This window comes from Halonotius sp. F2-221B, assembly GCF_046719765.1.
Classification (GTDB): domain Archaea; phylum Halobacteriota; class Halobacteria; order Halobacteriales; family Haloferacaceae; genus Halonotius.
Genome location: NZ_JABEBY010000007.1, coordinates 41,907 through 55,415, shown reverse-complemented (window position 1 = coordinate 55,415; position 13,509 = coordinate 41,907). Strand labels below are relative to the sequence as shown.

Annotated in this window: 14 protein-coding genes and 1 pseudogene; 3 read left to right on the top strand and 12 right to left on the bottom strand. The window is 63.8% G+C overall.

Translation table 11 applies throughout. The features are described 5' to 3' along the window. Positions 1-126: 126 nt before the first annotated feature. Complete coding sequence (locus HKK80_RS06510) at positions 127-915, top strand: DUF4097 family beta strand repeat-containing protein (protein WP_411798803.1); 789 nt, start codon at positions 127-129, stop codon at positions 913-915. Between the two features lie 71 nt (positions 916-986). Here HKK80_RS06510 and HKK80_RS06505 read toward each other — a convergent pair whose 3' ends face one another. From HKK80_RS06505 to HKK80_RS06490, 4 genes and pseudogenes are all read right to left on the bottom strand, one after another. Further along, on the bottom strand, positions 987-1,142 hold the full coding sequence (locus HKK80_RS06505; RefSeq protein WP_411798802.1) for a hypothetical protein: 156 nt from the start codon (positions 1,140-1,142) through the stop codon (positions 987-989). Continuing rightward, positions 1,139-1,237 (bottom strand): annotated as a pseudogene (locus tag HKK80_RS06500) (AbrB family transcriptional regulator); the annotation flags it as partial. The gene HKK80_RS06505 and the pseudogene HKK80_RS06500, both read right to left, overlap by 4 nt. 110 nt (positions 1,238-1,347) lie before the next feature. Then, positions 1,348-1,752 carry a DUF1648 domain-containing protein gene (locus HKK80_RS06495; protein ID WP_411798801.1) on the bottom strand — a complete coding sequence of 135 codons (405 nt, stop codon included), beginning with the start codon at positions 1,750-1,752 and terminating at the stop codon, positions 1,348-1,350. Positions 1,753-1,810: 58 nt separating this feature from the next. Next, entirely contained in the window at positions 1,811-2,137 is a 327-nt protein-coding gene (locus tag HKK80_RS06490; protein WP_411798800.1) for a hypothetical protein, read from the bottom strand. Positions 2,138-2,244: 107 nt separating this feature from the next. Between HKK80_RS06490 and HKK80_RS06485 the strand changes: the two genes are divergently transcribed. Beyond that, a complete protein-coding gene (locus HKK80_RS06485; protein WP_411798799.1) occupies positions 2,245-2,745 on the top strand; it encodes a hypothetical protein in 501 nt (166 codons plus the stop codon). A 144-nt stretch (positions 2,746-2,889) separates the two neighbouring features. Next, positions 2,890-3,891 (top strand): halo transducer protein, encoded by a 1,002-nt coding sequence (locus HKK80_RS06480; RefSeq protein ID WP_411798798.1) that lies wholly within the window; start codon positions 2,890-2,892, stop codon positions 3,889-3,891. A 9-nt stretch (positions 3,892-3,900) separates the two neighbouring features. On the opposite strand, the gene HKK80_RS06475 is transcribed toward HKK80_RS06480, so the two are convergent. From HKK80_RS06475 to HKK80_RS06440, 8 genes are all read right to left on the bottom strand, one after another. Beyond that, positions 3,901-5,010 (bottom strand): AbrB/MazE/SpoVT family DNA-binding domain-containing protein, encoded by a 1,110-nt coding sequence (locus HKK80_RS06475; protein ID WP_411798797.1) that lies wholly within the window; start codon positions 5,008-5,010, stop codon positions 3,901-3,903. A 2-nt stretch (positions 5,011-5,012) separates the two neighbouring features. Beyond that, the gene (phoU, locus tag HKK80_RS06470) at positions 5,013-5,681 is read right to left on the bottom strand and encodes a phosphate signaling complex protein PhoU (RefSeq protein WP_411798877.1); all 669 of its coding nucleotides are present in this window, start codon (positions 5,679-5,681) and stop codon (positions 5,013-5,015) included. A gap of 5 nt (positions 5,682-5,686) precedes the next feature. Continuing rightward, positions 5,687-6,601 (bottom strand): phosphate ABC transporter ATP-binding protein PstB, encoded by a 915-nt coding sequence (gene pstB, locus HKK80_RS06465; protein ID WP_411798796.1) that lies wholly within the window; start codon positions 6,599-6,601, stop codon positions 5,687-5,689. Next, positions 6,598-8,166 carry a phosphate ABC transporter permease PstA gene (gene pstA / locus HKK80_RS06460; RefSeq protein ID WP_411798795.1) on the bottom strand — a complete coding sequence of 523 codons (1,569 nt, stop codon included), beginning with the start codon at positions 8,164-8,166 and terminating at the stop codon, positions 6,598-6,600. The genes pstB and pstA overlap by 4 nt, the downstream gene beginning before the upstream one ends. Beyond that, positions 8,163-9,290, bottom strand: coding sequence for a phosphate ABC transporter permease subunit PstC (gene pstC / locus HKK80_RS06455; protein ID WP_411798794.1), 1,128 nt, complete (start codon positions 9,288-9,290; stop codon positions 8,163-8,165). The genes pstA and pstC overlap by 4 nt, the downstream gene beginning before the upstream one ends. A gap of 45 nt (positions 9,291-9,335) precedes the next feature. After that, positions 9,336-10,505: a substrate-binding domain-containing protein gene (locus HKK80_RS06450; RefSeq protein WP_411798793.1), complete on the bottom strand. Its 1,170-nt coding sequence runs from the start codon at positions 10,503-10,505 to the stop codon at positions 9,336-9,338. A 191-nt stretch (positions 10,506-10,696) separates the two neighbouring features. Then, positions 10,697-11,656, bottom strand: coding sequence for an energy-coupling factor transporter transmembrane component T family protein (locus HKK80_RS06445; protein WP_411798792.1), 960 nt, complete (start codon positions 11,654-11,656; stop codon positions 10,697-10,699). Next, the gene (locus tag HKK80_RS06440) at positions 11,653-13,497 is read right to left on the bottom strand and encodes an ABC transporter ATP-binding protein (protein ID WP_411798791.1); all 1,845 of its coding nucleotides are present in this window, start codon (positions 13,495-13,497) and stop codon (positions 11,653-11,655) included. Before HKK80_RS06440 ends, HKK80_RS06445 begins: the two co-directional genes overlap by 4 nt. Positions 13,498-13,509 lie beyond the last annotated feature (12 nt).

Below are 13,509 nucleotides of genomic sequence, written 5' to 3'. Positions count from 1 at the left end.
TATATCGGCCTCCGATCGTGTGAGCCGCAGACAACAGGGGCGGTGCGTGCTGCAGTGTGAGCGAGACTGTTGCCAGGCCTGCAACATGTGATCTCGTTTAATCAGTGATCGCAGTATGGATCGAGTATGCACGACGACACAGATTCGACGCCGCTGCTGTCGAGACGCAGGCTGCTCGGGGGCTGTGCCGCCGCCGGCACCGTCGGTCTCGCCGGCTGTTCGTCCAGATCGCTTGCCGCCGAAACAACAGTCACAGAGGAGTACGACGCGAGCGAGATCGCGACGCTCGCCATCAACGTCCCGAACGGAACAATCGACATCACCGGGGAACAGCGGCAAACAGTCGGCGTCGAGGCGACAAAACAGGCCGGCGACGAGGATGCACTCGATCGCCTCACACTGCAGGACGAGCGGAGCGAGAACAGCCTGTCGCTTGCTGTCGACAGCGGGGACAGTGGGTTCCTCTCGCTGGGGCCGACACCACGGATGGATCTCTCGCTCACCGTGCCACCGGGACTACAGCTCGATGCCGAAAGTACGAACGGGGCGATCACCGTCGACACGGCAGCTGCCGACGGGATCACCGCCGAGGTGACGAACGGGGTGGTCGACATCGACACAGGAGGTGCTGACAGTGTCACCGCCGAGACGACAAACGGCGATATCGCCCTTGCGGTTGCGGAGGCGACTGACGTGCAGGCCGACACGACGAACGGCAACGTGTCGATCACCCTGCCGGCGACAGCGGAGCCGTCGATCAGCTACGAGACGACCAACGGTGGGTTCGAGGCCAGCGGTCTCGATGCCGGGTCGATCGAGGCCGACGCCGGCGTCGAGCGGACACTCGGCAACGGAACCCACCAGCTCACGGTCACCACGACGAACGGTGATCTCACGATCCGGGGCGACCGCTGAGCCGGGGTGTAGCTGTGTTCGCGGGGCGACGCTACAACAGCGGGTGCCGTGAAGTATGCGGTGAGTCAGGATTATCGTCCGGGCAAGTCGGGTTTCGTGACGACGGCGTCGGGAAGTTTGCCGTGGTCGACTGCCCGGACGATCTCGCTGGCGCGGTCGTGGGAGGCGTCGCGGGCACTCGCACCCGCGAAGAGCACGTTCGTGTCGACCAGTGCAACCGCTATCACTCGGCTCCGAACTCGCGTTCGGTTGCGACGGCGTCTGTCTCGCCAGCGTCAACCGGTTCGAAGTCGTCGAACACGCCCTCACGCTGGTCGACGATGTCGGCCGAGAAATCGGTCTCGTCGTCGGTTGTCATGGGTGTCCATACTCGGACGAGCGTGATACGCGTTTCTCCACATATGCCGCCACAGCGCGCAGCAGGTGGGACGCTCACCGCGTGCTCGTCCGCAACACGTACCAGACGAGCCCCGCAGCCAACACCAAGACGGGCAGCGTGGCGAGAGTGACGTTGAACCGGTAGCCGAGATTCCAGACGAGCACCAGCGTCTCGACCCACGCGAAGACGACGCCGACAAAGAGGATGGCGGGTGTTTCGCCACCGGGCGTGCTTGTCAGCGAGTCGGGCGCAAGCCGGACGAAGGCGACGGTGGCGACGCCGAACAGCGGCAGCCCCAGCGTCGCCAGCGGTTTCGCAACCGTGTTATCCGGCGTGCCGGCGGCGTTCCAGTGGATCGCCATCTCGGTGGGGAGGCTATTCCAGACGACCACTGCGGCCACTGCCGGGATCGCCATGAGGCAGACAGCCAGCAGGTCGAATCGGCGAGCGGGGTTCATAGTCTAGGGGTACGCCAGATCCGTCTTATTGGTGCTGGATTCAGCGGCGCGGCGACGATTAGCCCGCCGTGAGTGGCCCGTACCGGCTGCCGATGCCGTAGGTGAGCACCGCCAGCGCGCTCAGCGCCACGCCAGCGACGACGACGCCGGTGAGGAGTTGCAGCGGCGTCACCGCGATCGCTGGATCGCTACGGGTGATCCACAGTCGGAAGAGCACGTCGTCGCCGAGAGCTACCGCAAGTGAGCCGCCGATGCTGATCGTCGCAACGATGCCGATCCAGCCGGCCTGTGCGCGCGGCGACAGCCCGCGGCGACGCGTGTCGACGGCGACAACCGCCGTCGCCACAATCCCCACAGCGAGGTTGAGGAGGGCAAGGACGACCATATCGGCCTGTTGGCAGCGAGGCTTCTAAAACGCTGTCGGCTGTCGCAGCTGTTCAGGAACTTCTGTGTGGGTATCATTTTTAGCTTACACTTACGAGCACTGTTGACATGGGGCTCGATACCGACGACTGGTACGACACGCGCTGGGGGCGGATCTTCTACTGGACGGTACTCGCAGCGACCCTGCTGGCGGTCGTCATCTCGGCGAGCAGCGTCGGGGTCGCCATGCAGATTCCGGCGACCGTCTACCTGTTCGGTTTTCTCGGGGCCGCGGTCTACGCCTGTGCCGGCTTCGCCAAACAGTTCGAGCGGGCGGGTCGCTACCGACTGAAGATCCTCAGCCGGACGGTCGCCGTCCTGCCGCTGTCGGCCGGTGTCTTTCTACTGGCCGGCGTCTTCGTCGATCCGCCTGGTTCGGCGGCGACGCTGGGCGAGTCAGGGCTGAGTTCGACCGAGCGGCTCGTCGGCGGGCTGGTGTTCGTCGCCGGCATCTACGTCAGCACGACGCTCAAAGCGTTGGACGCCTTCGCCAAACGGACGCTTGGTTATCCCGGCAACCACACAGATCGGGAGTCCTCACCGGGCGACGACACAGAATCGAACCGGTAAGACCGATGCGGCCGTGTCGGTACCCTGTTTTTTGCTGCTCGCTCTACGTAGGTTCCTTCGCCACTCGGGTTCACTCGCGCGTTTTGCGTACGAGATGGCTCTCCCATCGAACCACTAACAACCCCACGCGATAGAGGTAGATCCATGACCGAGGCAGATGCCGACGACACTAGCGAGCTTGCTGGGCTCCCCATCGAGCGTGCGGTCGACATCGTCGGTACGGCCGACGCCGATCCCGGCGAACTGCGGGAAACGCTGGCGATCGTCGCCGAAGACGGCGTCGTCAGCCGAGCCGCTGTCGACGACGCGCTGGCGAACGCGTCGATGGTGGTAACGACCGCCGAGACGCGGGTCGAACTCGCAGGCGACAAGCTTGACAATGCACGGGCGGCAGCTCCTTCAACCGCTGATCTGGCGTTCGTCTCTGACCGCGTTGACAACTTCGACACACGGCTCGGCCATATCGAAACCCGCGCGGACGACCTCGGTGCGGCGCTGCAGGAGGTGGTTTCGATGAAAGCAGACGGTGATCTCTACGAGATCGCCCGCCGAATTCGACGGCTGACCAACGCCGCAACCGAGGTGCAACAGGCTGCCGACGATCTGCAGCTCGAACTCGACAGCTTCGAGGCGTGGCTCACTGACGCTGATCGACGCGTCGACGAACTCACCGCCGATATCGACGCGCTTGCCGACTCGCTGAGCGAGCTTAGCGATGTTGTCGACCAGCTCGAAAACAGCGACGCTGGCGACGCTGATGACAACGGCGACGATAGCGAGGACGCTGACGACGCTGAGAACGACCCCGAAAGCGAGGCAGCGAGTCGGTGGGCCGCAGCGATGGTTCGCCACCGCGTGCTGTCGTTGCTGCTCACCGATCTCCACGCGGAGTTGGCAGCCATTCAAACGTGGGCCGAGCGTGAGACTGTCACGTCGCCGTCGGGGATCGAACCCAGACTCGATGAGATTCAGGAGAGCCATACCGCGCTCGGCGAACGGCTCACCGCGTGCGCTGCCCCGGAGTGGCGGGCACGGTTCGACGAGCAGCTGACCGCCCTTGAGGAGGCACTCACCGAGATGGAGCCACCGGTGGTCTGGGCCGACGTTGATGCCGTCGTCGCGGAACACCGACCCGCAGTCGAGTGAGCCAACCGGTCAGCGATCGATGTTTTCGGCGCGGATCGCGGTTCTCGCCGCCACATCGGCGATGCCGCAGCTACAGTTGGCTGCTCGCCGCAGGTGCGTGAGTGTGGTCGAGAGCGCGACGGCCGTGGGCACCGAGTCCGATACCGACTCCTCGTAGAGTCGCTGTTCGACCGCGTCAATCTGTTCGATGGCGTCAGCAGATCGCTCTCTGGCCTGTTGTGCTGTCGTCAGCTCCCCGTTGAGGACGGCGGTTACCGCGTCGTCGACGGCGCGGGCAACATCGTCGACGACGGCGCGGACAGCCGCGGCCGCCTCCGCCGCGGGTGGCTCGGGAAGCTCTTCGCCCGTCGTTGCGATCCGGACGGCCTGCTCGGTGACGGTTTCCAGCCGGGTGGCGATCCCGTAGTAGGCGAACAGCTCCGATCGGGAGACGCCAAGTGCATCAAGCTCGGCATACGAGACCAGTGATCGGGAGAAGTGTCGGGTGATCATCTCCGCGGAGCGACGCGCCTCGGCCGCGCGGTCACGCACCCGTGTCTGCGTGTCGGCGGCGTTCCCGAACGCCTCGGCCGCATCACGGAGCAGCGAGACGACCACGTACTGGAGTTGGGTGACCGACTGCCGGACGGAGACCGACGACGTATCCAACAGGTGGCCGATCCTGATCTCGGCGTCGGACTCGGTGAGGATATCTGTCCCGACCAGCTCCCGAACCGTCGACCGGACGGCCTCGCGTTCGGCCTCGGTGAACGCCCCGCGTCGACGCAGCGTGATCGTCTCGAAGCCGACCGTGTGTGCCGTTCGAACTGCACGGGCGGCGGCCTCGGGATCGCCGTTGTCGGGGTCGCCGGCGTCGAGATCGTCGCAGTCGGGATCGCCGCTGTCGGTGTCGCCGGCGTCGAGATCGTCGCAGTCGGGATCGCCGCCGTCGAGGTCGACCGTCGCATCCGCCAACCACTCGACCTCCGCCTCCGAGGATCTGATGAGGATCGATCCGTCGCGGTGGGTGTAGAGCCGGAGCTCCATTCCGGCCTCGAAGCCGTGATCACTCGTCCACGCCTTCGGAAGCGAGACGGTGAAGGTGCCGCCGCCGACCTTCTGGATCTTTCTCGTCTCCATCGTTAGTAGATCAGCTCGGGGGCTCCCTCAGTCATATACAGCGTCCGGGCGGCGATGTTGACGGCATGGTCGCCGACCCGCTCCAGATCCCGGATCGTCAGCAACAGCCGCAAGACGCCGTCAAGCCGTTGTTCGATCTCCCACCCGTCGGGGTCGCTGGCGATCAGCTCCCGGACGACAGCCTCGTTGGCGGCCTGACACGACGTATCAAGCTCGTCGTCGCGGTCGGCGATCGCCCGACAGGCGTCGGCGTCGCCTGCGACGTACGCGTCGACGGCCGCCCGAACCTGCTCTACGGCGGTCTCGCCGATCTCCTGGATCCGCACGTCGGAGACGATCGCCGGGCTGTCGGCGCGGGCGTATCGGGCGAGGTTCGTTGCGAGATCGCCGATCCGTTCCAGATCGGTCAGGATCTTAAACGACGCAACGACAAAGCGGAGATCGGCGGCGACGGGCTGTTGGAGGGCGATCAGATCGACACAGTTGCTTTCGAGGTTGAGATACTGTTGGTTGATGTGGTCGTCGCTGTCGATCACCGCTCGGGCCAGCGTGCGGTCGTCGCTGTCGAGGGCGTCGAGTGCCTGCTGGAGCTGTTCTACGACAGCTTCGGCCATCGATTCGACGTTCGCCCGCAGGTCGTCCAGCGACTGCCGGTACTCCTCACGCGGCACGGCGATCACCCGAACTTCCCGCTGATGTAGTCCTCAACCCGCTGGCTTTCGGGGTTCTCGAAGATCTTCTCGGTGTCGTCGTACTCGACGAGTTCGCCGCCGGTCAGGAAAACGGCCGTCTGGTCGGACACCCGGGCGGCCTGCTGCATGCTGTGGGTGACGACGACGACCGTGTAATCCTGTGCGAGGTCTTCGATGAGATCCTCGATCTTCGAGGTGGCGATGGGGTCGAGTGCCGAGGCCGGTTCGTCCATGAGGATCACCTCGGGATCGACGGCGAGACAGCGGGCGATACAGAGGCGTTGTTGCTGGCCGCCCGACAGCCCAAGGGCGTTGTCGTCGAGGCGGTCGTTGACCTCCTCCCACAATGCGGCCCGTTCGAGCGATTGCTCAACAAGGGCATCTTCCCGGTCGGGTTCAGCACGACCGGTCAGCCGAGCGAGCAATCCTGTCTCGATATCACCATGCTTTCGCGGTCCGTAGGAGACGTTCTCACGGATGGACTTCGGGAAGGGATTGGGACTCTGAAACACCATCCCGACCCGCTTGCGCAACTCGACAAGGTCGATACCATCCTGATAGATGTTTTGCTCGTCGAGTTCGACTGTGCCATCGACGTTAGCGGCGCGGATTCGATCGTTCATTCGGTTAAGACACCGGAGGAACGTCGACTTTCCGCAGCCGGAGGGGCCGATGAGAGCTGTCACGCTCTCTTCAGGAATGTCCATCGAGACATCCTTTATGGCGTGGTCGTCACCATAGTGGACATCAAGATCCTTGACAGCGAGTTTCGTCCCGCTTGCAGCCTCGTAGGTTGTCCACTCTGGGCGTGTCTCTTCGACGGTCTCGCCGACGGTCGTTGAGACTGATTGGTTGTCGGTGCGATTCGCCGTGGTTTCAGCGGGGTCTGTCTGACTCATTGGTGAAGTTTCCGTCTGAAGTAGTACCGCGTCGTAATCCCGATCGCGTAGAAGACCAACACGACGAGCAACAGTGTCAGTGCCAGCCCCCAGGCGTATTCCTGCGGATTCTGGATGTTTCCACTGAGCCCTGCGGTAATAAGCGCGTACAGCTGATACGGCAGCGCGCTCGTCGCCTCCAACAGCGCGGGGTTGCTGACGAACGGCGGCGATGCGGTCAGCTGGAACCCGCCCAACACGTTGGGCGCGGCCGATTTCGCCGGGAGGACGCCGCCGCCCATCGTCAGGAGGATCGGCGCGGTCTCGCCGGCGATGCGGCCGACGCCGAGAATGACGCCGGTCGTCACACCCGGGATCGCCGCGGGGAGGACGACGCTGCGGATCGTCTGCCATTTCGAGACGCCGAGGGCCGCGCTGGCGTCGCGGTACTCGTCGGGCACCGCGAGGATCGCCTCCCGGCTCGTGATCAACACCAGCGGCAACAGCATGAAGCCGAGCGTCAGCATGCCGGCGATCAGCGATTTCTGATTGCCGAACCGCGGGATCAGGAAGGCGGCCCCGAACAGGCCGAAGACGATACTCGGCGTGCTCCAGAGGCCGTTCGTTGCTACCTCGACAGCCCCGGTAAAGCGGCCCTGTTCGGCGTACTCGCTGAGGAAGACGGCGGCACCGACGCCGGTCGGGACGGCGAAGAGCACGGCCCCGATGACCAGCCAGACCGTTCCTAACAGCGCGGGGAAGACGCCCGCGACATCGGCCAACAAGCCGGCTCCGTTGGTGAGGAACGGCCACCGAACGAGGCCGGCTCCGCCAACGCTGAACCCATTGAACAGGCCGGGGAGGCCCCGCACCGTGACGAAGGCGACGAGGCCAACGAGTACCGACAGGATCGAGCCGACGACGAGGTAGATGAGCACGTACGCGCCGACGTTGCGCCCACGAGCCCCGAAGCCGCCGTAGGCTTTCGCGGCACTCCAGCCGGTCACCAGCGAGGCGAACAGTACGATCGCGGGAACGACAGTGTCGCCGAACAGCGTTGCGTTGTAGCCGGCGAGTGGTTGCTCCCAGCCGGGGCCGACGATGCCGGTGACGAGTGCGAGCCCACAGAGGCCGGCGACAGCCCCGGCGGGCATTGTCGAACCGATATCTTCCCGCGGGAACGCGGTCGTTGCGAAGGCGGCCGCGCTGAGGAGCATTCCGACGCCGAGCTGGCTGACCGTGCCGAGCCCGGCCGCACCGGCGACGGCTGTACCGACCGCGAACCAGATCGCCGTGAACGCGCCTGCGGCGACGATTCCCGCGCTGGGCTGGGCCCCTGTCTCGACGTAGTCCAGCCGTGAGGCGACGCCGAAGCCGACGGTCGTGGCTCCGAGCCCGAGCAGGACGACGCCGAACAGCACGGAGAGTTCGAGGCCAGCGACGGGGTCGTCGATGGCGACGACGTTCAGCAGTGCCGCTAAGCCGGTGACGAAGGCGACGCCGGAGAGGCCGACGGCGAGGCCGGCAGCCGCCTCGTAGATCGTGCGGTCGTCGCGGACGAGGGCCGTTTGGGTCGCGCGGCTCATTCGGCACCTCCAAGCCGGCGACGCATGCGTGCCTCGATATACTGTGAGCCGATGCTCAGACACAACACGGTGACGAACAGAACGACGCCGGCGGCGAACAGCGCGCTCTCGTGGACGCCGTTCGCGCTGCCGTAGCCACGGGCGATCAGCGAGGTAAGCGTCTCGTAGCCGTAGAAGACGTTAACGAGCGGCTCACTGATTCGGGGGACGCCAGCGAGCATCACCGTCGCGGCCATGGTCTCGCCGATGGCCCGCCCGACGCCGAGGAGGACGGCCGCCGACACACCCGAAAAGGCCGCCGGCAGCGTGATCGAGGTCATCGACTGCCAGTCGGTCGCCCCGAGCGCAAGCGAGCCGTTTTTCATCACGTCGGGCACGCTCGTCAGCGCGTCTTCAGCGACGGAGACGACCGTCGGCAACGCCATCAGCCCGACCACTATGCCGACAAAGAGGTACGTCGAGCCGCCGTTGAGCGCGAACGCGCCGCTTGCCCACGGGTTGATGACGGTAAAGCCGATAAAGCCGTAGACGATCGAGGGGATGCCCGCCAGTATCTCGATGCCGGGTTTGACGAGTTCGCGGACGCGTGGCGGCGCGATCTCCGCGATGAACAGCGCGGCAGCGACGCCGAGCGGCGCGGCGACGAGCGTTGCGATGGTGGTCACCATCACGGTGCCGTGAATCATCGGGAGCAGCGAGTAGCGAACCGGTTCGGAGACGGCGTCCCAGCGGGCCTGTGCGAACATGCCGAGACCCGGCACGGAAACCCCGAAGACGGTCGTTGTTTCGTACTGAAAGGCCGGGATCGACTCGGCGAAAATGAAGACGACGATAAGCCCGAGCGTGATCAGCGTCACCGTCGTCATCGCGAAGGTGACCGCGCGGGCGAGGAGGGCCTGATGGCGCGCCCAGCCGTAGCCAGTAGCGATCAAAAACGCGCCGAGCGGGACGGCAGTCCACGCTGACGCCAGCAGGAACCCGACGAACGCGGCCAGCAGCGACCCCATCGAGACGAGGACGACCGCCAGTGCGTCCGGGTCGGTGTCGTCGATGAACGCCCGCGTGTGGGTCAGCCGTCGCTCGATGCTTGCGCGCCAATCTGTTTGAAGCGTAGTGAATGACATGTACTGGAATCGAGGGTGAAAGCAAGCGACAGCGCGGCTACAGCGTTAGGCCTGCTCGGGGAGCTTCGCGCGTTCGGCCTCGATATCCGAGGTCGGCAGCGTGATGTAGTTGACGTCCTCGACGAAGACCTGCTGGCCGAACTCGGTCAGGAACATGTTGAGGAACGCCGCCTCGCGCATGTCGGTGCCGTTCGGCGTCTCCTCGTTGATCCGGGTGTACATGTGCAGATCCCGATTCAGCGGGTATTCGGAGTCGAAAATGGTGTTTTCGGCGTCAGGGTCGGGGCGGAAGACAGTGCCCTCGAAGTCGATGGCGATGGCCTGAATGCCCGATCCCGAGAACGCCAGTGCCATGTAGCCGATGGCGTTGTCGTTGTCCTGCAGCACCTGTTGAACCTGCTGATTCTGTCCGAGGCGCGTGTCGACGTCCATCGGCGCGTCGGCGTCGCCGAGCATGTTCAGTCGGAACGAGGTGTCGGTACCGGAGCCCTCGGCGCGGCCGACCACGTAGATCTCCTGATCGGGGCCGCCGACCTCGCTCCAGTTGGTGATATCGCCTTGGTAGATACCGCGGATCTGGTCGCCGGTGAGCTGGTCGACGCCGGCGTCGTAGATCGCCTGACTGACGAAGACCGGCTGGCCGTCGCGGCCGACGACGTGGTCGACGTAGTTCTCGTCGCGCTGTTCCTCGCTGATATCGAGTTCGGCCGTGATCGGGCCGGAAGAGTTCCCGATATCGACGAGGCCGTCTCGAACCGCCTCACAGCCGGTTCCCGAGTGGCTCAGTGCGACGCGGGTCGCAAACGGCGGGTTCGACCGCTCGCCGCTCGGCTCGAAGCCATAGAGGCTGGCGAAGTAGTCGGCGATGTTCATGTCGGTGTCGAGCTGATCCCAGCCGGGCACCGAGGACTCGTCGTTCGAGCCCCAGTACTCACCGTCGCTGGCCGGCGAGTTCGAGTTCCAGTAGGAACTACCCTTGTTCGAGATGGGGTACACCGTCGAGGAACCTTCGGCGGTCACCGTCGCCGGGTCGCCGGAGCCGCCTTCGCTGCCGTCGGCGGTGTTGGCACCCTCGCTTGACTCGCTGCCATCGCCGCCCTCGCCGCTCTCGCCGCCGCTACAACCGGCGAGTCCGGCGATCCCTGCGGTACCGGAGGCAACCACGAATTTACGACGCGATACACGATCCGACAATCGTTCTGTCTCTCCCGTCATCACCCGTTGCTGGGTGGAGTTATACTAAAGCAGTTTATAATAGGGGTATAGATGTACAGTATTTCTCCGTTAGGATATTGGGTGTTTGTATGCATATTGTGTTCTATATAGTCTCAATTGATCACGTTGACCGGATGGCGTCCGATCGAGCATTCGATCCCCTATGAAGTGACGAATGCTTCCAGTTCTTGTTAAAGGAACACCCACACACCCGCAACAAACAACAGCGAGCCGAAAACAAACGAGACATCCCGGGGGCGAATTATCATATCATCCGTTCGTAGCTTGCGGCTTTTCGGATCGCTCAGCGATTGTGAGAACCCCTTCGTCTCCATTGCCTCAACAGTAACGCGAGACCGTTTGGCGACATTGAAGATCAACGGGTAGAAGGCCTTGATCGAGAGCTTCAGGAGGTAGAGCAGATATCGCCAGCTCAGCACACCTTTCTTTTCCGGCACCTTGCTTCGGAGTCGGAATGAGTTGATGAGCGCGTGGTACTCCTCGACGAGTAGCGGCATCATTCGGTAGCCGTAGGCGATCGCAAACGTGAGCTGTCGGGGCACCCCAAGCCGAAGCATCCCTTGGCTGATCTTCTGTGGGCTCATCGCCGAGAACACCGCCAAACTGATCACCGAGATAATCGTGAGCTTGAGGAAGAACGGGACGACGGCACCGACAGCTTCGACCCCGGCCTGCTGGCTTGACAGTGCCGTGTTGAGCCCCTCCCCGACAGCAGCCGCGACAATGCCACCAGCCTCGGCGAGCACCGACGGGTCAAAGGCTACGACGCCATCGATCAGCTGTGAGCTGTTGGCACTGAGGTCTTCCCACCCGGTAACTAAGCCACCCATCAGCGGCACCATGACGACAAAGAAGCCGATGTTGGTGAGCTGTCCGAACAACAGTAATACAAGCAGATACTTGCTTACCTGCGAGAGCGCCGCGAGAACGAACGCCGCCGCCAGCAGGGTGACCAACGGCAGCGTGTCGTAGAACAACCACGGTATAATCATAAACAGCACCGTCCACAGCAGCACCACCCGGGGATCGAACGTGTTCAACAAGGCGTCCTCGTTGTCGTAGGCCGTCCGCATCAGGTCGACCTTGAGATCCGCGATCGAGATATCGGTCAGCGCGGTGAGGTAGCTCATTGTTCCTCCCTGAGCGTCTGTGTCGTGTTCGGAACCGTGGTGTCGGGAGCCGCGTCATCGCCGACCGGGGTTGCGACATCCGGGGCTGTCCCCTTCGTGATCGCCTCAACCATCACATCCGTGGTGAGCAGCGGCGAATCAAACCCCAGCCGCTCGCTCAATTCGACCACCTGGGGCTGTCTGAGGTCGGCCGCCGCGAGGAGCTCTGCGTCGTCGAACACCGCCGCCGGCGGCGCGTCCGCAATCACGTCCCCGTCGTCAAGCACGATCACCCGATCGGCCCAGCCGGCGACCAGTTGGAGGTCATGGGAGGCGATGACGACCGTCTCGACGCGGCTCTCGGCTTTCCGGAGGATCCCGGTGACCTCCCGGCGGCTCTGGAGATCGAGGCTCCCCGTTGGTTCGTCGAGCAGTACGACTGTCGGATCGGTCGCTAACCCGATGCCAAGTGAGGCGCGCCGCTGCTGGCCCAAGCTCATCAGCCGGCCGTCGCGGTCGGCTAACTCCTCCAGATCGAGGTACGTCAGTATCTCCGCAACACGGCTTTCAACATCGGCTGCCCCACGGTTTTTGAGATAGTAGCCGATATCCTTGCGGACGTTGTCCTCGACGAACATCTCCTCGGGATTTTGGTGAATGTAGACGGTGTCGTCCGCAAGTTCCTCCGGCAGCGCGTCGTTCGTTTCCTGTCCCAGCACGGAGACCGTCCCTTCATCCGGTGACTCAAGCCCGGTGAGCAGGCGAAGCAGCGTCGATTTGCCCGAGCCGTTTGCGCCGACGAGCGCAACGCGGTCGCCTGCGTACAGATCGAGGTTCAACCCATCGAGCACCTGGTTGTACCCCTCACGAAGCGTCGGGTAGCCGTGGCCGACGTTCCGGAGAGTGATGACCGGCTCACGATCACCGTTCTCGGCGTTCTCCTCGTCTGAACGATTGTGTGGTGTCGATTCGGACGCCTCATCGATCGGCACGGATCGCTTTTTGCCCGCCGGCGCGGATTCAGACCATAGTGCAGTCTCTGCCTCGTCAACAGTCACCGGATACCGGCCATCCGAGACGGTCGCCATCCCGGCGGGGACGGCATCGGCAATCTGGGTGACCTGTGGCGGATGGATGTTTTCGGCACGCAGGTCGTCGAGTTGGTTGAGGCCAACCTGCGCTGGTTCCTTCCAGGCGACACCACCGTCGGAGACCAACACCATCTCGTCGCAGTACTCCGCGATGAACTCCGAGTGGTGTTCGATCACGATGACCGTCTTGTCCTGTTCCTCGTGCAGCCAGCGGAGTCGTTCGTACGCCTCGCGGGCGTTCTGTGGGTCAAGCTGGGCGGCCGGTTCGTCAACCACCACGAACTCGGGATCCATCGCAAGGACGCCCGCGAGCGCGACGAGGTGTTGTTGGCCGCCGCTGAGCTCCCAGATAAACCGATCCGCAAGGTCGGCAAGGCCGACCATCTCAAGGGCGCGCGTGGCCCGCTCCTCGTAGTCGTCGAACCCGTAGTTCAGCGGCGCGAACTCAACATCGTCTCGCACCGTCTCCTGGACTAGTTGGTTTTCGAAGTCCTGGAACACGTAGCCAACCGTTCGGGAGAGATCTCCGACATTTGATTTGCGGGTGTCAGTGCCATCGACACGAACCGACCCCTCGAACGTCCCATCGAAAAAGTGGGGGATGAGTCCGTTGAACGTTTTACAGAGCGTCGTTTTCCCGCTGCCGTTCCCGCCGACGACGGCGGTAAACTCGCCCGAATCGATGCGCAGATCCGCCCCCTGTAGCACTGATTCGTCGCCACCGGGGTATTCGAACGTCAGATCGTCAACGATGATGCTGTGTGCGCTCATAAATAAAAAATC